The sequence below is a fragment of the Rhizobium sp. AG207R genome (assembly GCF_027109195.1).
GTDB lineage: Bacteria > Pseudomonadota > Alphaproteobacteria > Rhizobiales > Rhizobiaceae > Rhizobium > Rhizobium dioscoreae.
Map to the genome: position 1 here is coordinate 443,473 of NZ_JAEPVT010000001.1, position 20,746 is coordinate 464,218.

Annotated in this window: 15 protein-coding genes and 1 pseudogene; 12 read left to right on the forward strand and 4 right to left on the reverse strand. The window is 59.2% G+C overall.

Annotated features, from left to right (window positions below; translation table 11 throughout):
• Nucleotides 1–106 precede the first annotated feature (106 nt).
• The gene (locus JJQ51_RS01875; RefSeq protein WP_113331603.1) at nt 107–1,123 is read right to left on the reverse strand and encodes an ABC transporter substrate-binding protein; all 1,017 of its coding nucleotides are present in this window, start codon (nt 1,121–1,123) and stop codon (nt 107–109) included.
• A gap of 184 nt (nt 1,124–1,307) precedes the next feature.
• Here JJQ51_RS01875 and JJQ51_RS01880 point away from each other — a divergent pair, with 184 nt between their 5' ends.
• On the forward strand, nt 1,308–2,276 hold the full coding sequence (locus JJQ51_RS01880; protein WP_113331850.1) for a LysR substrate-binding domain-containing protein: 969 nt from the start codon (nt 1,308–1,310) through the stop codon (nt 2,274–2,276).
• Here the strand turns inward: JJQ51_RS01880 and JJQ51_RS01885 are convergent.
• The gene (locus JJQ51_RS01885; protein WP_113331851.1) at nt 2,264–3,061 is read right to left on the reverse strand and encodes a creatininase family protein; all 798 of its coding nucleotides are present in this window, start codon (nt 3,059–3,061) and stop codon (nt 2,264–2,266) included. The genes JJQ51_RS01880 and JJQ51_RS01885 overlap by 13 nt on opposite strands.
• Nucleotides 3,062–3,417: 356 nt before the next feature.
• Between JJQ51_RS01885 and JJQ51_RS01890 the strand changes: the two genes are divergently transcribed.
• From JJQ51_RS01890 to JJQ51_RS01900, 3 genes are all read left to right on the forward strand, one after another.
• Nucleotides 3,418–3,660, forward strand: coding sequence for a DUF4160 domain-containing protein (locus JJQ51_RS01890; protein ID WP_113331604.1), 243 nt, complete (start codon nt 3,418–3,420; stop codon nt 3,658–3,660).
• 15 nt (nt 3,661–3,675) lie between these two features.
• On the forward strand, nt 3,676–4,155 hold the full coding sequence (locus tag JJQ51_RS01895) for a DUF2442 domain-containing protein (RefSeq protein ID WP_113331605.1): 480 nt from the start codon (nt 3,676–3,678) through the stop codon (nt 4,153–4,155).
• Nucleotides 4,156–4,517: 362 nt separating this feature from the next.
• Complete coding sequence (locus JJQ51_RS01900) at nt 4,518–4,850, forward strand: hypothetical protein (RefSeq protein WP_113331606.1); 333 nt, start codon at nt 4,518–4,520, stop codon at nt 4,848–4,850.
• Nucleotides 4,851–4,852: 2 nt separating this feature from the next.
• Here the strand turns inward: JJQ51_RS01900 and JJQ51_RS01905 are convergent, their stop codons facing one another.
• Nucleotides 4,853–5,776, reverse strand: a complete 924-nt coding sequence (locus tag JJQ51_RS01905; RefSeq protein WP_113331607.1) for a response regulator — start codon at nt 5,774–5,776, stop codon at nt 4,853–4,855.
• On the reverse strand, nt 5,769–9,158 hold the full coding sequence (locus tag JJQ51_RS01910; protein WP_113355315.1) for a hybrid sensor histidine kinase/response regulator: 3,390 nt from the start codon (nt 9,156–9,158) through the stop codon (nt 5,769–5,771). Before JJQ51_RS01910 ends, JJQ51_RS01905 begins: the two co-directional genes overlap by 8 nt.
• Nucleotides 9,159–9,387: 229 nt before the next feature.
• Between JJQ51_RS01910 and urtA the strand changes: the two genes are divergently transcribed.
• From urtA to JJQ51_RS01950, 8 genes and pseudogenes are all read left to right on the forward strand, one after another.
• Nucleotides 9,388–10,677 (forward strand): urea ABC transporter substrate-binding protein, encoded by a 1,290-nt coding sequence (urtA, locus tag JJQ51_RS01915; RefSeq protein ID WP_069613978.1) that lies wholly within the window; start codon nt 9,388–9,390, stop codon nt 10,675–10,677.
• 67 nt (nt 10,678–10,744) lie between these two features.
• The gene (urtB, locus tag JJQ51_RS01920) at nt 10,745–12,370 is read left to right on the forward strand and encodes an urea ABC transporter permease subunit UrtB (protein ID WP_113355313.1); all 1,626 of its coding nucleotides are present in this window, start codon (nt 10,745–10,747) and stop codon (nt 12,368–12,370) included.
• Nucleotides 12,367–13,438, forward strand: a pseudogene (urtC, locus tag JJQ51_RS01925) (urea ABC transporter permease subunit UrtC); the annotation flags it as partial. The gene urtB and the pseudogene urtC, both read left to right, overlap by 4 nt.
• 93 nt (nt 13,439–13,531) lie before the next feature.
• Nucleotides 13,532–14,287, forward strand: a complete 756-nt coding sequence (urtD, locus tag JJQ51_RS01930; RefSeq protein ID WP_269244207.1) for an urea ABC transporter ATP-binding protein UrtD — start codon at nt 13,532–13,534, stop codon at nt 14,285–14,287.
• 1 nt (nt 14,288) lies between these two features.
• Nucleotides 14,289–14,984: an urea ABC transporter ATP-binding subunit UrtE gene (gene urtE, locus JJQ51_RS01935; protein WP_113419962.1), complete on the forward strand. Its 696-nt coding sequence runs from the start codon at nt 14,289–14,291 to the stop codon at nt 14,982–14,984.
• Between the two features lie 273 nt (nt 14,985–15,257).
• Nucleotides 15,258–15,458 carry a hypothetical protein gene (locus JJQ51_RS01940; RefSeq protein ID WP_069613983.1) on the forward strand — a complete coding sequence of 67 codons (201 nt, stop codon included), beginning with the start codon at nt 15,258–15,260 and terminating at the stop codon, nt 15,456–15,458.
• A gap of 863 nt (nt 15,459–16,321) precedes the next feature.
• Complete coding sequence (locus tag JJQ51_RS01945) at nt 16,322–17,569, forward strand: efflux RND transporter periplasmic adaptor subunit (RefSeq protein ID WP_145323216.1); 1,248 nt, start codon at nt 16,322–16,324, stop codon at nt 17,567–17,569.
• Between the two features lie 9 nt (nt 17,570–17,578).
• Nucleotides 17,579–20,734 (forward strand): efflux RND transporter permease subunit, encoded by a 3,156-nt coding sequence (locus JJQ51_RS01950; RefSeq protein ID WP_269244208.1) that lies wholly within the window; start codon nt 17,579–17,581, stop codon nt 20,732–20,734.
• Nucleotides 20,735–20,746 lie beyond the last annotated feature (12 nt).

Below are 20,746 nucleotides of genomic sequence, written 5' to 3' on the forward strand. Positions count from 1 at the left end.
GGCGGAGCCAAGCTCCGGGGCGGGGTGGATCCGGTGCTATCTCGGGTTCTCACCCCCAATCCGCCGCTTTGCGGCGACCTCCCCCACGCGGGGGAGGTGCCTAGGCTTACTTCTTCAGCGACATGCCGACGCCCTTGCAGACGAACTGGGTATCGAACGCCTTCTTGTAGTCGATATCGGCATCGAAGAGCTTGATCTGCACCATCTCGTCGAAGAACTTCTTGTAATGAGCTTCCGTGATGCAGCCGATGCCCTTGTCGAGCGCATCGCCGGATTCCACGATGCCATATTCCTTCATCTTGGCGATGGAATAAGCGATCTGTCCATCCGTCATATCGGGATTGTCCTTCTTAATCAGCTCGTTGGCCGCCTTGTTGTCGCCGTAGAGGTAATTATACCAGCCCTCGATCGAGGCATTGACGAAGCGCTGTACGAGATCGGGGTTCTTGTCGACCAGTGCCTTTTGCGCGGTGATCATCGTCGAATAAGGCGAGTAGCCGGCATCCGCGATCAGGAAGACTTTCGGCTTCCAGCCGGCCTGCTTCTCGATCTCATAGGGTTCGGAGGTCACGTAGCCCTGCTGCGCGGACTGCTTGTCTGCCAGGAATGGCGCCGGGCTGAAATTGTAAGGCTTGAACTGTTCGTCCTTGAAGCCTGGGAAGTTCGCCTTCATCCACTCGAAATAGGTGATGTAGCCGTCCTTACTCAGGAAAAGCGTCGGCAGCTTGGCCAGATCCTCGAATTTTTCCACGCCGGCATCCGGATGGGCGATCAGCACCTGCGGGTCCTTCTGAAAGATAGCCGCGACATCCACAATCGGAATGCCCTGCTTGACCGCATCGATCTCCTGTTGCGGGCCGCCCATGTAGAAATCCAGCTTGCCGGAGATCAGCAATGCCGAATTGGCCGCGTTGGGACCGCCCTGTACGATGGTGACGTCGAGGCCGTATTTCTTATAGGTGCCATCGGCGAGCGCCTGGTAGAAACCGCCGTGCTCGGCCTGGGCAAGCCAGTTGGTGCCGTAGGTGACTTTATCGAGCGCATTGGCCGGCTCGGCCGCCATGATCGCGGCCACGAGCCCCATAGCGGCGAGGAATGCTTTTGTCTTCAAGGCTTTATACATGGCTGACTGTTCCCTTTATCTGCCATGGGACGTCGTGGTTGGCGCCCATTTCCTGCATTTGAGCGGTTGCGTTGCTCTTTGAAAAGCATCAAAATTCGTGCGCATTGATGCCTTTTCGGCATCTGTTGCCGGGTCTGTGCCTAAATTGTGCGGCCTGGGCAAAAAATAAGCAATGGGAACGCGCATGCTGCACTCAAGACGACTTCTCTACATCAATGAAATCGCCCGCTGCGGCTCGATCCGTAAGGCCGCCGCGCGCCTCAACGTGGCCTCATCGGCGGTCAATCGTCAGATTCTGGCACTGGAGGAGGAAATGGGAGCGCCGCTCTTCGAGCGCCTACCGCGTGGCCTGCGGCTGACGGCGGCCGGTGAGCTCTGCATCGAGCACATCCGCGAGGTATTGAAAAATTACGAGCGGCTGGAGGGGCGCATTCGCAGCCTCAAGATGCAGCAGGCGGGTAAGGTTCGTATCGTCGCCACCGTGGGTCTGGCGTCAGGGCCGCTGCCCGAGATCATCGCGCGTTTTCTCTCCGAGCATCCCAGGGTCTTCGTCCAGCTGCGCAATGACGCCGGATCGACGACGATGGCGCCGGTCGTCTCCGGGGAAGTTGATCTCGGACTTGGCTTCAACATTCCGGCCATGCCGGGCATTCGCTCCCTTGCCAATTTCGACATACCGATCGGCGTCGTCCTGCCGCCCGGCCATCCACTGATCGGGCCTGGCCCCATCAATCTCGCCGATGTCGTGGAGGAGCGGCTATTGCTTGCCCAGCCCGGCACGAGCCTGCGCGAGGTCATCAATCTGATGCTGGCGCGCCTTTCCGTGCAGGTCGAGCCGGTGTTGGAGAGCAATGCGTCGGAAATGTTGAAGCAGCTGGTAAAATGTGGGGCAGGGCTGACATTGCTCAATCCGCTCGATGTGCTGACGGAGTGTCGCCGGGGAGAGCTGGTATTCCGCCCGATCGCCGAGCCGCATTCGCGGCCTCAACCGATGAAGCTGATCGCCCGCGCGCGAGCACCGCTGGACGCCGCCACCAGCCTCTTCGTCGAATACCTGCTTGCTGAATTGGCCGGGATCGTCGAGGAGCTGCAGGCGAAGGGACATATCATCCCGCCCTCCGAGCGACGCCGCGCGGATCCCTATTTCGAATAGAGGTTGGCAAGCGGATAGTCGCGCAGATCGCGCAGCATTTCTATGAAGCCGGCGACCTCATGTCGGCAGATGAGCGCGCCTTTTTCCGCCGTGCCATTGGCCGCGTTACCGACCACGCCGTTCGGATTGAGATCATGCGCGATCCAGGCGAGCGAATGCGGCGGCAAGGGTTGCAGATACTTGGAATGTTCCTTCATCCATTCCGCCTTGGAGGCAAAATTCTGCGCCTTGTCCATCCGGACCAGATCAGGCCGGAAATGCAGCATGAGCGAGGTCTCGACGTCGCCGCCGTGAATGCCGAAGCGCTGCTCATGCTCGTCGATCATACCATCAGGCGTACCGAAGCGGGTCCATTGCGTGGCGACGACGGCCATCTGGTAACGCACGCGCAGTTCGCGCGCGACGATGCTCATGATATCGACATTGCCGCCATGAGAGTTGACGATCGCCATCTTGCGGATGCCTGCTTCAGCGACCTTCGCGCCGATTGCGGTCCAGACCGGGATCAGTAACTCCGCGCTGAGCGACAGCGTGCCGGGGCCGTAGACGTGTTCGTTGGCCTTGCCGATCTCCTGCAGCGGCAGGACCAAGAAATCGAGATCGTCCGGGCGCTGGACCTTCAACTCGGCAAGCATGCCCTCGGCGATTGCGACATCCGTCGCAATCGGCAGGTGTGGGCCGTGTTGCTCCGTCGAGGCGATCGGTAGGATCGCGATGGTGGTGTCGGGTGAAAGACCGGCGAAATCATAGGTGTTGAGTTCATTCCAATAGAAGGGCTTCGTCATTGCCATGTCCTCTAGTCAGCGCCTGGTCACTCAACGGATACGGCAAGGATGGTAACGGTGGAAAGCATCAATTTGCGCCCGTGCCGCTGCCTTTTTGCGTACGCCTGGAACGACAGCGGCATTTGCCAATCGAGAGACTCGGCTGAAGAGCGGCGGTGTCGGCCTAGGCGGGCCGTGCCTCTTGTTTTTTTCCCGCTTTGCCTTGTTGAGGCGCTGATATTGCAGCAACGCATACTGGCGCGAAGAACCTCTCGTGATCCATAACTTCACTCCATATTTGGGGTAAAAATTGCACCATGTATATTTACATAGTGCATAAGATGCCCCATGTTTTCACTCATTGAAGTGAGGGGCGCATGGGCAAACTGGCTCAAATCGGAAACATCATCATTCGGATTTATGCGAACGATCATCTGCCCCCGCACTTCCACATTTTCACCCCGGATGGGGATGCTCTGGTAGAAATCGCGACACTGGAAATCTTGCGTGGTAAGCTCGCAAGCAAGGCACAAGACACCGCCCTCGAATGGGCGGCGAAGAACAAGGCGACGATTGCCGCCGAATGGAACCGGACCAATCCCCGCTTTCCAATCGCTTGAGGAAAGGAAACAGAAATGGATCTGCCGCGAATTGAAAGCGTAACGCCAACGTCAAACATGACGCTGGCAATCAAGTGGAAGGGCGGCGCTGAGGCTTCCGCAAACCTCGTTGGCTGGATTGCGACCGGCGGCGAATTGCTCGCCCCCCTCAAGTCTCCTGATGTCTGGAAAACCGCCGAAGTCACGGACTATGGCGCAACGGTCGAATGGGCCGGCGAAGATTTGGCGATCGATGCCTATCACCTTTTCCAAATTGCCGAGGATCAGCGCGATTTTGATGTCGAGGACCTGCGGAAATGGCAGGAAGAGATTGGGCTTTCGAATAACGAGGCTGCGGACTTTCTTGGAGTTAGCCTGCGCACGTGGAAGAACTATCGTGCCGGCGCTCCCGTCAGCCATGCCGTTAAGATGCTGCTGCGCGCTAGCCAGCGCGACCCTCTCTTGATGCATGCGCATTACCGGCCGCGTCAGAACGGCAGGCCGAAAGCCGCATAGCCGACGCCCGAAATTCGTTACACCTAGAGCCCATCGGGGACCTAAATGGAGCTAGAGAAAGAACTGCACATTACCGAAATAGGCGCCGCCCTCCATCCAAAACGCCGAATGGTTGTTTTACGGAGGGAAGATGGCTTTTATACATATGCGGAGCAGTACCATTATGTTTCGCACTATGAGGGAAAGATCATAGCCGAAGGCTGGGTAACGCTTCCCAGTGACGGTATGCATACTACTTCCAAAATAGCCGAGATCGAGGGGCGAGCAGCGTTTTCACGGCGCTACGGGGTAGCTTATTGATCAAACAATAGAACCTTTCTTGGTTCTATTTGTCAGCCGACCCAATTTCCGGAATGCAAGGCATGAACGATTTCAATCCATCCCAAGACTTCGCTGGCTTTGTCTTTCTTGCCATCGACCACGGATTCACGAGCATTGAAGATGGTGGAGGCCCGCTTGTTCCGTTCACGATGACTGTGGACCCAGCGGGACAAAAAAAGTTCGCTCGGTTTGCAATGGAGAAGCTCGAAGACGGTGTTGGAGCCGCCAAGAATAGTGTCGCATCGACCGGAGCGATAGCGATGTACGCGATAGCTTTGAAAGCGAGTTCGTTATCGGCTCCAAATCTCCAGACGCATCATGGAGCTCCGCTCAGTAGGAAATTCTCCTGCCTGCGCGTTGCAGATGGCGATTGACCTCACGGCCGATGTAGGACATGCGCGGCCTTCACTGCCGCAGATGCACGGTTCTCGACACCGAGCTTCACATAGATTTGTTCCAGATGCTTGTTCACCGTGCGGGCCGAAAGGCCGAGGATCTCGCCGATGTCGCGGTTCGACTTACCCTTGGCAAGCCATAGCAGGACCTCGGATTCGCGCTGCGTCAACGCGAAGCTCTGACGCAATGTCTCGTCATCGGCGCTCTGATTGCTGGCCGTCAGGCGGAAGAGATATTCGTCGGCGCCGATAGCGCCGAGGAAGGTGAATTGCAATGCGGCCTGACGGCCATTGCTGATGGAAAGAAGATTGTCGCGTGCCGAGCCGAGCCGTTCGCGCTCGAGCATGAAGGCGGCGATGTGTTTGGATGCCAGTTCGAGGCCGTCATCGCTGCCGGTGGCGGCGTTGATGAGGCGGGTTGCCTGCGGCGTCGACCAATGGATGGCGCCGTTGCCCTTCACGGCGAGGAGATGGCGCCCCGCCGCATCGAGCGCCACCCTGGCGCTCTGGGCGGAGCGGGCATTGCGCAGGTGAACGCGGATACGGGCGCGCAGCTCGTCGACATTGATCGGTTTTGTCAGATAATCGACGCCGCCCGATTCGAGCGCATGCACAACATGCTCGGTTTCGGTGAGCCCGGTCATGAAGACGACGGGAATCTGTGCAATGCCTGCATTGGATTTCAGCCGGCGGCAGGTCTCAAAACCGTCCATTGCCGGCATGACGGCATCGAGCAGGATAAGATCGGGCGTGATGCGCTCGACGATGTTAAGCGCCGCGGATCCCGAGGTGGCGATCAGCACGGAGAAGCCGGACTGCTCGAGCGCATCCGTCAGGAAGCCGAGCGCCTCCGGTGAATCATCCACCAGCAAGACTATGTCGCGGGGAAGGGCGGGCTCAGCCAATCTGTTCTACCTTTTCGATGTCGAAGCTGCGCAGCACGTTTAGAAAACCATCGAGATCGAAAGCCTGGACATGCGCGCGCAAGGCGTCGGTGAAGGGTTTGTTTTCCTCAAGCTTGGCGAGATCCGCAAGCTTCGCCTCGATGCCTCTGATATAACCGATTTCGCCGAGCCGTCTGAGCTCGCGGACATGCTCGATGCCAGGGCTTTTCAACGGCAGCGGCGGCTTTGGTGCGACCGGGGCGGAGGCGTCGGCATAGAGCCATTTCAGCCCGAGATGCAGCGCAAGCTTGTCGCGAAGCTGGCGGATATCGACCGGCTTGGAGATGGCGTCGTTGTGGCTGTCGTCACTGTCGGTCGCGGCGGCTGCATCGCCGATATTGGCCGACAGCATGAGGATAGGCGCGGTCTGGCCGTTTTCCCTAAGCCGCGAAACGAGCTGCCAGCCGTTCATGCCGGGCATGGAGATATCGACCAGGAAAATATCCGGCTTGATGCCCTCGATCAGCGCCAGGCAGTCCGGGCCGCCGGCGGCGGTGAGCACGATGAAATCGAGCGGCGATAGGATCTCGCGCATCAGTTCGCGGTGATCCTCGTTGTCGTCGACGACGACGACGGTACGTCGCGGCCCTTCGTAACCTGTAATACGCTGTTCCTGCGCCGGCGGCTTCATCGGACGGATCACGGCCGACAGCATCAGACGCACCCGAAAGGTCGAGCCGACGTCCTTCTCGCTCGTAACGGAAATCTCGCCACCGAGCGTATTCGTCAGAAGCTGAGTGATTGTCAAACCAAGGCCAAGCCCCGGCATGGGTCTGACGCTGTCGGCTTCGCCGCGCTGGAAAGGCTCGTAGATACGGGTAATATCCTTTGTCGCGATGCCGCGACCGGTATCGGAAACCGTGAAGGTGGCGACCTGGTTGCGGTAGCTAACTTCGAAGCGGACGCTGCCTGCATCTGTGAATTTGATGGCATTTGAAAGCAGGTTGACGAGGATCTGGCGCAGCCGCTTTTCGTCGGTGCGGACATAGTCGGGCAGCGCGGCGGAGCGCTCATGGATGAAGCTCAGCCCCTTGGCCTGCGCCTGAGGCTGGAACATGTCGACGATCTGGTCGAGGAAATCCTGGATATTGATCTCGTTGGAATAGACCTGCAGGCGGCCCGCCTCGATCTTCGAAATATCGAGCAGGCCGTCGATCAGGCCGGAAAGATGCTCCGCACTGCGGCGGATGACTTTTAGGGAAGATTGCCTGGGGGCCGGAATGGTCTCGTCACGCTCCAGGATCTGCGCGTAACCGAGCACGGCGTTGAGCGGCGTGCGCAATTCGTGGCTTAAGCCGACCACATAGCGGCTCTTGGCGCGGTTTGCCGCCTCCGCCGCCTCCTTGGCGCCCTGCAGAGCGGCGTCCGTCTTCTTGTGGGCGGCGATTTCCTTCAAGAGCAGCGTATTCTGGCGCGAGGATTCCTCCTCGGCGACCACGCGGCTGTCATGGGCAAGCACATAGAACCAGCATGCGACGCCGGCGATGACGGCAAAGACAAAGAAGACGATGAGGATCGTGCGGTCGACCACAGCGGCGGTCTCGGGAGAGGCTGCGCCCACCTGATGCGCGATCATTGCAAGAATAGCGCCCATGGCGGTCAGTGCCACGGCGACGGCAATGCCGTAGCGGCCGAGGCGCGTGGCGAGCTTGGCGACGATACTTTCCGGCAGCAAGGTCTTCGCGACCGTGCCGACCTGCGTATTGAGCCGAGCCTTCGGCTTGCACATGTCATGGCAGCGGCTGTCGAGCGAACAGCAGAGCGAGCAGATCGGCGCGGCATAGGCCGGACACCAGGCCATGTCCTCCGGCTCGAAGGGATGCTCGCAGACGGAGCAGGTGATGGTACTTAGATTCTTCCAGCTCTGGCGCGGCTTGCGGGCGAGATAATATTTACCCCCGGTGATCCAGGCGATGGCAGGTGACGCGATGAACGCCACGCTCAGCGTGACATAGGGTGCAAGCGAGGCGGCGATTGAGCCGAAGGCACCGAAATGCGCGATGAGAGCGATGGTTGCCGAAAGCGCCATGGCGCCAAGGCCGACCGGATTGATGTCATAGAGATGCGCGCGCTTGAACTCGATGCCAGGAGGCGCAAGCCCCAGCGGCTTGTTGATGAAAAGATCGGCGGAGACGGTGCAAAGCCAGGCCATGGCGATGATCGAGAAGATGCCAAGCGTCTCCTCCAGCAGCCGGTAGATGCCAAGCTCCATCAACAAGAGGGCGATGGCGACGTTGAAGACCAGCCAGATCACGCGGCCGGGATGGCTGTGTGTCAGCCGCGAAAAGAAGTTCGACCAAGCCAGAGAGCCGGCATAGGCATTCATGACGTTGATCTTCAGCTGCGAAATCATGACGAACGCCGCCATCAGGAGCAGCGCGGCATTGTGCCATGGGATCATGTAGCCGAAGGCGGTCAGATACATCTGCGCGGGATCGGCGGCACGATCGGCCGGCACGCCCGACGTCAGCGTCAGGACGACAAGAAAGGAGCCGGCGAGCAGCTTCGGCGCCCCGATAATCACCCATCCGGGTCCGGCCAGGAAGATGGCGAGGCGATGACGCCATTTGCGATGGCCGTCCGGCGGCAGGAAGCGCAGGAAATCGGCCTGTTCGCCGATCTGCGACATCAGCGCCAGGATGACGGCGGAAGCGGCGCCAAACTCGATCAGGTCGAAAGGAGCGGCGGTGCCCGGCGGGCTCGCGGGATGATGGATGCCGGCAAAGGCCCGCCAGAGATCGAATTTTTCCCAGTCGGCAAAGGCGATGAAGACGAAGGGCAGGATGTTGAGAACGATCCAGAAGGGCTGCGTCAGCAACTGGAACCGGCTGATGAGACGCACGCCGTGGGTGACAAGAGGGATCACCATGACGGCGCTGATGATATAGCCGATCCACACGGGTATGCCGAGCGTCAACTCCAGTGCTCCCGACATGATCGAGGCTTCGATCGCGAACAGCATGAAGGTGAAGCTGGCATAGATGAGCGAGGTGATGGTCGAACCGATGTAGCCGAAGCTTGCGCCGCGCGTCAGAAGATCGATGTCGACACCGTGACGGATGGCATAGCGGCTGATGGGCAGGCCGACGGCGAGCATGGCGAGGCTAGCGACAATGATGGCGTAGAAGGCGTTGGTGGTGCCGTAGGAGAGCGTGATCGTACCGCCGATCGCCTCCAGCGCCAGGAAGGAAATGGCGCCGATCGCGGTTTGCGAGATGCGTTGCGAGGAAAATTGCCGGGCGCTCTTGGCGGTGAAACGCAGGGCGTAGTCTTCCAGCGTCTGGTTCGCGACCCAGCGGTTATATTCGCGTCTTACTGGAATGATGCGTTGCCGCGCAGCCATGCTTACCCTTCAGCAGTCCCGCCATCGTCACTCCGGCAGTTCAGAGATGTCGTAACATGGATCGAGGTAGTGCTTAAGGGCATGAGTGTGCCTAAAGCTGCACATTTCGCCCCGGCGCCTACGTCATTTTACGTATGTGGTTTCCCGAAGGAGCGCCGGATAGTCGCTGAAGGCAACGGTTAATCCTTGTTTACCGGCCGTTGCGGCAGACAAAAGAGGGGAACCATAGATGAAATTCAAGACTCTCGTCTCCGGCGCGCTGCTCGGCGCCATCATGTCCACGACAGCATTCCACGGCGCTTTCGCGGCCGACGACACCATCAAGGTCGGCGTCCTGCATTCGCTGTCCGGTACCATGGCGATCTCGGAAACGACGCTCAAGGATGCCATGCTGATGCTCATCGACGAGCAGAACAAGAAGGGCGGCGTTCTCGGCAAGAAGCTCGAGCCCGTCGTCGTCGACCCGGCGTCCGACTGGCCGCTCTTTGCCGAAAAGGCCCGCGAACTCATTCAGAAAGACAAGGTCTCCGCCGTATTCGGCTGCTGGACCTCCGTGTCGCGCAAGTCGGTACTGCCGGTCTTCAAGGAACTGAATTCGATCCTGTTCTATCCGGTGCAGTTCGAGGGCGAAGAGTCCGAACGCAACGTTTTCTATACAGGTGCGGCTCCGAACCAGCAGGCGATCCCGGCCGTCGACTATCTCATGAAGAACGAAGGCGTGCAGCGCTGGGTGCTTGAAGGCACCGACTATGTCTATCCGCGCACGACCAACAAGATCCTCGAGGCCTATCTGAAGTCCAAGGGTGTCAAGGACGAGGACATCATCATCAACTACACGCCGTTCGGCTTCTCCGACTGGCAGACGGAAGTCTCCAAGATCAAGGCCTTCGGCGCGGCCGGCAAGAAGACGGCCGTCGTTTCCACCATCAACGGCGACGCCAATGTTCCCTTCTACAAGGAACTCGGCAACCAGGGTGTCAAGGCGGAAGATATTCCGGTCGTCGCCTTCTCGGTCGGCGAAGAAGAGCTTGCCGGCGTCGACACCAAGCCGCTCGTCGGACATCTGGCTGCCTGGAACTACTTCCAGTCGGTCGATACTCCAGCCAATGCCGCCTTCATCAAGGAGTGGCATGCCTACACCAAGAACGACAAACGCGTGACCAACGACCCGATGGAAGCCGCCTATATTGGCTTCAACATGTGGGTGAAGGCCGTCGAAAAGGCCGGCACGACCGATCCAGACAAGGTGATCGATGCGCTCGTTGGCGTCTCGGTGCCGAATTTGACGGGTGGCTATGCCACCATGATGCCGAACCATTACATCACCAAGCCGGTCCTGATCGGCGAAGTGCAGGAAAACGGTCAGTTCGACGTCGTTTCGCAGACCCCCGCGGTTGTCGGCAAGGAATGGTCCGACTACCTGCCTGATAGCAAGGATCTGATCTCGGATTGGCGCATGCCGCTGAACTGCGGCAACTTCAACGTCACCACCGGCAAGTGCGGCGGCAAGGGCTCCTGATAGCAGCCGACGCAAGATCGCCGCGGGCAGGATTTTCTGGCCGCGGCAGCTTGAGGGGACTAGCGCAATGTTCGACAAATTCGTTTACCGCATCGCCCTGGCGCTGGTCGCCGGCTTCTGTGTGGTGCTGGCGCTGACGGCCACGGGTCTGCGCGCCCAGGAAGACGCCCACGGCCTCATCAATTCGCTCGGCCAGGCCAATTTCCAGAAGGCCGGGGATATCGTCCAGAGCTTGGCGAAGTCAGGTGACCCCAAGGTCGTGCCGGCATTGCAGGCCTTTTCCGACGGTGATCTCTATATCAGGAAATCCGACAATCAGGTTTTTATCGCCAAATCCTCCGGCGACATGATGGATCTGATGGATCCTTTGACCGGGCAAGTGGTCGGCCAGGAAGCCAAGGACAATCTCGGAAAGATCAAGATCAACAACAATCTGCGCCGTGCGGTTCGCGCGGCTCTCGGCGGTCTGACGCTGATGAGCCCGGATCGCGCCACGAGGCTCGAAGCGGCGCAATCCATTTTGAAGGCGCCGAGTGCGGATTCGCTCGACGCCGTCGAGACGGCGCTGCAGAGCGAGAAGGACGCGGACATCCGCGGTGTGCTCGAACGCGCAAAGGCGGTTGCGGTGCTTGGTTCGGACCGCCCGATCGCAGAGAAAAAGGCGGCGATCGAGACGATCAAGAACGAAGGCGGCCGCGATGCCATCGGCATTCTCTCGTCGGTTTCCGTTGATGATAGCCTGAAGCCCGATGTTGCCGCCGCCATTGCCGGCATCCAGGATCAATTGAAGTTCTGGGATGCGGTGCAGAATATCTGGTACGGCCTTTCCCTCGGCTCGGTGCTACTGCTGGCCGCCATCGGCCTTGCGATTACGTTCGGTGTCATGGGCATCATCAACATGGCCCATGGCGAGATGGTGATGCTCGGCGCCTACTCGACCTTCGTGGTTCAAAGCATCATCCGCACCTCCTATCCCGAACTCTTCGACTGGTCGCTGGCGATCGCCCTGCCGGTCGCCTTCATCGTCACCGGCGCCGTCGGCCTCATCATCGAGCGTGGCGTCATCCGCTTCCTTTACGGCCGGCCGCTGGAAACGCTGCTCGCCACCTGGGGCATTTCGCTGATCCTGCAGCAGGCGGTGCGCTCGATCTTCGGGCCGACCAATCAGGAAGTCGGCAACCCCTCTTGGATGTCCGGCTCCTTCGACCTTGGCTATCTCTCCATCACCTGGAACCGGCTCTGGATCATCGTCTTTGCGCTCGGCGTGTTCGTTGCGCTGCTGCTTCTCCTCAAGCGCTCGGCCTTCGGGTTGCAGATGCGGGCGGTTACGCAGAACCGGCGCATGGCGTCGTCCATGGGCATTCGCACATCGTGGGTCGACGCCTTCACCTTCGCGTTGGGATCCGGCATCGCCGGCATGGCGGGTGTCGCACTCTCGCAGATCGACAATGTCTCGCCAAACCTCGGCCAGAGCTACATCATCGACAGTTTCATGGTCGTGGTGTTCGGCGGTGTCGGCAATCTCTGGGGAACGCTCGTCGGCGCCTTCTCGCTCGGCATTCTCAACAAGTTCCTTGAGCCCTATGCGGGGGCGGTGCTCGGCAAGATCCTCGTCCTCGTCCTCATCATCCTCTTTATCCAGAAACGTCCGCGCGGGCTCTTCGCCCTCAAGGGAAGGGCGGTGGAAGCATGATCACGACCTTTCTTCTTCGCTCGCTCGACCGCCGTATCAGCATTGCCATCGCGATCCTGCTTGCCGTCGCGGTACTCGTGCCGCTGTCGAACCTGCTGTTGCCCGAAACGAGCGCGCTACATGTGCCGACCTATCTGATGTCGCTGTTCGGCAAGTATCTGACCTATGCGCTGCTCGCCCTGGCGCTCGATCTGGTCTGGGGTTATTGCGGCATTCTCTCGCTCGGCCACGGTGCCTTCTTCGCGCTCGGTGGCTATGCGATGGGCATGTATCTGATGCGGCAGATTGGTTCGCGCGGTACCTATGGCAATCCGATCCTGCCCGATTTCATGGTTTTCCTGAATTGGAAGGAACTGCCCTGGTTCTGGTATGGCTTCGACCAGTTCTGGTTCGCCATGCTTATCGTGCTTGCGGCACCCGGCCTGCTGGCCTTCGTCTTCGGCTGGTTTGCCTTTCGCTCGCGCGTCAACGGCGTCTATCTGTCGATCATCACGCAAGCCATGACCTATGCTCTGCTGCTTGCCTTCTTCCGCAACGACATGGGTTTCGGCGGCAATAACGGCCTGACCGATTTCAAGGACATTCTCGGCTTCAACATTCAGGCCGATGGGACGCGCGCGCTGCTGTTCGCCATCACGGCCGTGTTCCTGGCGCTGGCATTGATGCTGTCCTCGGCCATCGTCCGCTCGAAGTTCGGCAAGGTGCTTGTGGGCGTGCGCGACGCGGAAAGCCGCACGCGTTTCCTCGGCTATCGTGTCGAACATATCAAGCTCTTCGTCTTCGTCGTATCGGCCATGATGGCGGGCATTGCCGGCGCGCTTTACGTGCCGCAGATCGGCATCATCAATCCCGGCGAGTTCGCCCCCGCGAATTCGATCGAAGTCGTCATCTGGACGGCCGTCGGCGGGAGAGCGACCCTGATCGGGCCGATCATCGGCGCGGTGCTCGTCAACGGCGGCAAGACCATCTTCACCGGCTTGTTTCCCGATTTCTGGCTGTTTGCGCTTGGTGGCTTGTTCGTCGCGGTGACGTTGTTCCTGCCGAAGGGCATCGTCGGAACGATAGCGCACCATTTCGGCAAGACGCGCAAGCCGACAAGCCCGCCGCCCAAGGCTGCGAAGGATGAAGCCGACCCGTCCGTGCAGGCTGCGGAGTAGGACCATGATCCCCGATATCAAACCCAACAGCATGCTCTACCTCAACAACGTTTCGGTCTCCTTCGATGGCTTCAAGGCTTTGAACTCACTGTCGATCGTCATCGAGCCTGGCGAACTTCGCGCCATCATCGGCCCGAATGGTGCGGGCAAGACCACGATGATGGACATCATCACCGGCAAGACGCGGCCCGACGAGGGCGAGGTGTTCTTCAACGGCCAGGTCGACTTGACGAAGAAGGGTGAGGCCGATATCGCCCAGCTCGGCATCGGGCGGAAGTTCCAGAAGCCGACCGTTTTCGAAAGCCATACCGTCTGGGACAATCTCGAACTGGCGCTCAACCGCAATCGCGGCGTCTTTGCGACGCTATTCTATAGGCTGACGCCCGCGGATCGCGATCGTATCGAGGAAATCCTGGAGACGGTGCGGCTGTCGCACCGGCGCGACGAGCTGGCGGCCAATCTCTCGCATGGCCAGAAGCAGTGGCTGGAAATCGGCATGCTGCTGGCGCAGGAGCCAAAGCTACTCTTGGTCGACGAACCGGTGGCGGGCATGACGGATGCCGAGACGGCGGAAACCGCTGTGCTCTTGAAGGAGATCGCCAAGACGCGTTCGGTCGTCGTGGTCGAACACGACATGGGCTTTATCCGGGATCTCGGCGTCAAGGTGACATGTCTGGCGGAAGGATCGGTTCTGGCGGAAGGCTCGATCGATTTCGTCAGCAGTGATCCGAAGGTGATCGAGAATTATCTGGGGCGATGAAATGCTGACAGTCGAAAACGCGAACCTGCATTATGGCGCCGCTCAAGCGCTGCGAGGCATCTCCATCAAGGCGGAGATGGGCAAGATCACCTGCGTTCTCGGGCGCAACGGCGTCGGCAAAAGCTCGCTATTGCGTGCGGTTACCGGACAGCATGCCTTGTCGGCCGGCACGGTTGCTTTCAACGGTGTCACGTTGAACGGCATGGCGCCATTCGCGCGCGCCAAGCAAGGCATCGGCTACGTGCCGCAAGGACGCGAGATCTTTCCGCTCTTGACCGTGAAGGAAAATCTCGAGACCGGATATGCGCCGCTTTCCCGCCGCGACCGCAGCATTCCCGATGATATCTACAACCTGTTTCCAGTGCTGAAGTCCATGCTCTCGCGCCGCGGCGGCGATCTTTCCGGCGGCCAGCAGCAGCAACTGGCGATCGGCCGGGCGATGGTGACGCGGCCGAAGATCCTGGTTTTGGACGAGCCGACCGAGGGCATTCAGCCGTCGATCATCAAGGATATCGGCAGGGCGATCCGCTACCTCAGGGATTCCACCGGCATGGCGATCCTGCTGGTCGAGCAATATCTCGATTTCTGCCGCGAGCTTGCCGACTACGTCTACATCATGGATCGCGGCGAGATCGTGCATGAGGGGCTGGCCGAGACGCTGGATACGCCAGAGGCCCGCCGCCATCTGACTGTCTGAGCAGGAGAGATTGCTCATAGCCAGGGTCCGGATTGCCGCCGCTTTCGCCGGAGCCTCAGGCGTCCGAGGGGCTCCCACCCTTTGGTCTTACAGACCATCTTACTGCGGACAATATGGGCTATTCGTACGATGATATCTGCTCTCGTGGAAGCAGCACTCACGCATTTGTGACAGTTTCCCGAATTCCTGGGATATCTTTGCGACAAATCGCGGCTAAAGTGCTGAACATTATTCTATCTCTTGAGGGCGCCACGACTTTTGAAAGAGAATCCCATGCAGCAACGTAAAAGCGTATCGGTCGAAGAGCTCCCGGAAAATACAGCACTTGCGATATATGAGCTAATCGGCGGAACGTTCCGCAACTATTCCGAGATCCTTTACATACGTGTACCGGATGTGACTGATGATGGCAGGTCCATGGGTGGCATCGAAATCACCATTCGTAAGACAGCCTCCGCCGCATCACTGCAATGAGCGCGGCTGAACGCTTGTAACAAGCCTTTCTTCTCAGGTGATATTTAGGCATGTGTCAGCGGTAATCCAGCGGTCATGCACAACCGATCTTCGATCTCATTGCAATATGCCTGATCGTTAAATAGCGGTCGTCAACCGGTGATCGCGCATGCAGAAATGCCGATACACATTGTGATAATGCCAACGGATAACATTAAGTAGAGGACCGTATCCAAGCCATATATCGCGACATGATTTGGCCGCGTCGACACCAATTGACACACTTTGACCATTTTCCGGCAAAGCTATGTGACAAATCGAGAGTAATCCTCCTGTAAGAGCATGTTAGATAGGGCTTAAGGTGGTGATCATCAGCTTCAAATCACGCAATTGGATGGACAGGAAGTCAGGTTCAATTACAAGGTATGATATCTCCGTGCCATCGGTTTATCAATCCACTCCATGGAATACCCATACCAGCATGACGGTGGAGATCGTTGATGTGGACCCTAATATGCTTATCCATCCGTTTGATCTACGTACGGATTCTTGCACAGATCAATCGGATCTTCGTGAGAATATGTTCATTCAGTGAGAGCGGTGAATAACATGAACGATCCGATGTCTGCACCATCATCAACGGATTGAGCACGTGCGGTACCATGGCGATAGTCGCGCTGCAATTCGCAACTCAAGCGGAGCGCGGGCAGGAAGCTACCTGGTCGCGCCAGACAAGCTGCCTTATGCCCTCTGCAGGCAGACGTGACGATGATGCCCAGAGGCGAAGGATTGGTTGCGAGTTCGCGCGGAGCCGTGCCGCCGGAAACCAGCCTTTCCGTTCCCTCCTTTCCTTCAGATTTTGATCCGCACGCAACGAGGAATATATGAAACGACATTTAACGCGGACCGTGGCTTCGGGAATCGTGGTCATATTGTTGGCTGGCTGCAGCCAACAGCCGGCAGCACAGAATAGTGGAAGAACTGTGAAATCCGAGGTTAGCGCGATGACATTGCATCCGCAATCGGTCGCGATCACCGCCGATCTACCCGGTCGCATCAGCGCCAATCTCGTCGCCGAGGTTCGGCCGCAAGTCGGCGGCATCATCCGCAGCCGCAATTTCAAGGAAGGAAGCGAGGTCAAGGAAGGCGATGTGCTTTATGAGATCGATCCGTCTTCTTACCAGGCATCCTATGACAGTGCGGTCGCCGCCTTGCAGAAGGCGGAAGGAGCCGTGCCGAATGCCCAGGCCAAATTGGACCGCTATGCGGGCCTGAGTGCGCAGAGCGCCGTCAGCCAGCAGAATTTCGACGATGCGAAGTCAACCCTGGTACAGGCACAGGCCGATGTCGCCTCTGCCAAGGCGGCGCTCGAGACCGCACGGATCAATCTTGATTATACAAAGATCCGTGCGCCGATTTCCGGCCGCGTCGATGCCTCCACCGTGACGGTCGGCGCACTCGTGACTGCCGAACAAACGACCGCGCTGACCACCATTCGCCAGCTCGATCCGATCAATGTCGACGTCACGCAGTCGAGTACGAACCTCCTGCGATTCCGACGTGCCGTGGAGGAGGGGCGCCTGAAGACAAGCGGCGAGAATGTTTCGGTCCGTCTGACCTTGGAGGACGGCACGCAGTATAAGGAAAGCGGCACGCTGGAATTTGCGGAGGCGGCTGTAGCCGAGACCGTCGGAACACTCAATGTCCGCGCCAGCTTCCCCAACCCGGAGCGGGTTCTGCTGCCGGGCATGTATGTGCGCGCCACCATTCAGGAAGGCGTTGCCGAAAACAGCTTCCTCGTGCCGCAGCGTGCCGTGACCCGCAACACGAAGGGCGAACCGATCGCTTTCTTCGTCAGCGCGGACGGCAAAATCCAGCAGCGCGTGCTGACCGTTCAGCGCAGCATCGGCAACAGCTGGCTCGTCGGCAAAGGAGTAGAGGAGGGAGATCGAGTCGTTGTCGAAGGCATACAGCGCGTGCGTGACGGCCAGGAGGTGAACGTCGCGCTGGTGACAGTCGACGATGCCAGCGGAAATCTTGAACAGGCATCGGCGGCCGGCACAGCCCAAGCCGGTCAGCAGGCCAAGGCCGACGGCGCGGACAAGAGCACCGTCACCGGTTCGACGAATTGAGGGTAAAACATGTCTCGCTTCTTCATTGACCGGCCCGTCTTTGCCTGGGTGATCGCCATCGTCATCATGCTGGCGGGCGCACTTTCGATCCTCACACTGTCGGTCGCGCAATATCCGCAGATCGCGCCGACGACGGTGCGCATCACCGCCACCTATTCCGGCGCCGACGCCGCAACCGTCGAAAACTCGGTGACCAAGGTCATCGAGCAGGGCATGACCGGTATCGACAATCTCGATTACATGGCGTCGACCTCGACGGCGACGGGCCAAGCCTCGATCTCATTGACTTTCACCAACAAGGCCAATCCCGACGTCGCGCAGATGCAGGTGCAGAACAAGCTGCAGCTCGTCACCGCGCAATTGCCGCAAGTCGTCCAGAATACCGGCATCACCGTTTCGAAATCGACCAGCAGCTTCTTCCTCGTTGCGGCGTTTGTGTCGACGGATCGCAAACTTATGCCGACCGACCTAGCCGACTATGTCGACAGTACCCTGAACGATACTTTGAAGCGGGTTCCAGGCGTTGGCGACACCACGCTCTTCGGTGCGCGCTATGCTATGCGCATCTGGGTCGATCCGGACAAGCTCGTCAAATACCAGCTGATGACATCGGACGTCGTCTCCGCCATTCAAGCGCAAAACGTACAGGTCTCGTCCGGTCAACTGGGTGGTCTGCCGCAGCTTGGCGGCCAGCAGCTCAATGCGACGGTCACGGCTGGCAGCCGTTTCCAGACGCCGGAGGAATTCGAGAACATCATCCTCAAGAGCCTGCCTGATGGTTCCATGGTTCGCGTCAACGATGTCGCTACAGTGAAGCTGGGCGCCGATAGCTACGTCACGTCGGGTGTCTATAACGGCATGCCTGCCGCGGGCCTTGGCATCAGCCTGGCGACGGATGCAAATGCGATCGATACGGCGGCCAGGGTCCAGTCGACGATCGATGGTTTGCGCAGCACGTTGCCGCCGAACGTGGAGATCGTCTATCCCTACGATACGACGCCCTTCGTGAAGCTTTCTATCGAGGACGTGGTCAAGACGCTGTTCGAAGCCATCGTGCTCGTCTTCATCGTCATGTTCGTCTTCCTGCAGAACCTGCGCGCCACGCTGATCCCGACGCTCGCCGTCCCTGTCGTCCTGCTCGGCACCTTCGGCGTGCTGGCGATGTTCGGCTATTCCATCAACACATTGACCATGTTCGGCATGGTGCTGGCGATCGGCCTTCTGGTCGACGACGCCATCGTCGTCGTCGAAAATGTCGAGCGCGTGATGGAGGAAGAGGGATTGTCGCCACGCGAGGCGACGATCAAGTCGATGCAGGAAATCACCGGCGCGCTGATCGGCATCGCCACGGTCTTGTCGGCCGTGTTCATCCCGATGGCCTTCTTCTCCGGTTCGGTCGGCGTCATCTACCGGCAGTTCTCGGTGACGATCGTCTCGGCGATGGTGCTCTCCGTCATCGTCGCTCTTATCCTCACGCCAGCTCTTTGCGCCACCATTCTCAAGAAGCCGGCGCATGGGGCACGTGAGCGCGGCCTGTTCGGCTGGTTCAACCGCAATTTCGAGCGGGGAACGAGAGGTTATCAGCGCACCATTCATGGCATGATCCGCCGCGGTGCCGTGTTCCTCGTCATCTTCGTGCTGATCGGCGTCGGTGTCGGTTATTTGTTCAATCGTCTCCCTAGCTCCTTCCTTCCGGAAGAGGATCAGGGACGTCTTCTGACCAGCATTCAGCTGCCCCCCGGTGCGACCGCTGAACGCACCCGTAAAGTGCTCGATCAGGTCATGAATTATTATCTCAACAATGAGAAGGACTATGTCGACGGTGTCTTTGGCAGCGTTGGCTTCAATTTCAGCGGCCAGGGCCAGAACGTTGCCGTCGCCTTCGTGGATCTGAAGGACTTCGATCAGCGCAGGACGCCGCAAGCCTCCGCCCAGGCGATCGCCAGACGCGCGATGGCCGCCTTTGCCAAGATCAAGGACGGCAATGTCTTCGCGCTGGCACCGCCGGCAATCCCCGGTTTCGGCAATAACAGCGGCTTCGATTTCTACATCAAGGATATCAACGGCGCGGGTCACACCGCATTGATCGCCGCCCGCAACCAGTTCTTGGGTGCGGCGTCGGGGAGCGCGAAGCTGAGCGGCACGCGCCCGAACGGACTGGACGATACGCCGCAATATTCGATCCATATCGATCAGGAAAAGGCTCGCGCCTTGAACGTCGATCTGGCGGATATCAATGCGACGTTGTCGACGGCCTGGGGCGGCACCTACGTCAACGACTTCATCGACCGCGGCCGCGTCAAGAGAGTCTATGTGCAGGCCGACAGCAAGTTCCGCATGCAGCCGGAGGATTTCGATCGCTGGTATGTGCGCAATTCCGGCGGCGACATGGTGCCGTTCTCGGCCTTCGCCTCAGGTATCTGGACCTATGGTTCGCCACGCCTGGAGCGCTATAATGGTGCTTCTGCCGTCGAAATCCAGGGTGCCGCGGCGCCTGGCGTCTCCTCGGGCGACGCCATGAACGAGATCGACAGGATCATGGCGAGCCTGCCGCCGGGGTTCAGCCACGATTGGACCAGCCTGTCCGCTCAGGAAAAGCTTTCGGGTAACCAGGCAAGCCAGCTCTACGCGATTTCGATCCTGGTCGTCTTCCTGGCGCTCGCCGCCCTTTACGAGAGCTGGTCGATCCCGTTCGCCGTCATGCTGTCGGTCCCGATCGGCATCTTCGGCGCACTGCTGGCCGCAACCATCTTCGGGCAGTCGAACGACGTCTACTTCAAGGTGGGCCTGCTGACAACAATCGGTCTGGCGGCAAAGAACGCCATCCTGATCGTCGAATTCGCCATCGAGCAGCAGAACCAGGGCAAAAGCCTGATCGACGCGACGCTCGAGGCGGCAAGGCAACGTCTGCGACCGATCCTGATGACCTCATTCGCCTTCATCCTCGGCGTGCTGCCGCTGGCGATTGCCAACGGGGCCGGTTCCGGCAGCCAGAACTCGATCGGTATCGGCGTCATGGGCGGTATGATCTCGGCGACCGTGCTCGGCATCTTCTTCATCCCGCTGCTCTTCGTCTCCGTCCGCCGTGTCTTCAAGGGCAAGAGATCGACCGATGCGGAGGGGCAGGAGCCGAACGTTGCCACGGCGACGCCGGATACGCCATAGTCATCATGCATA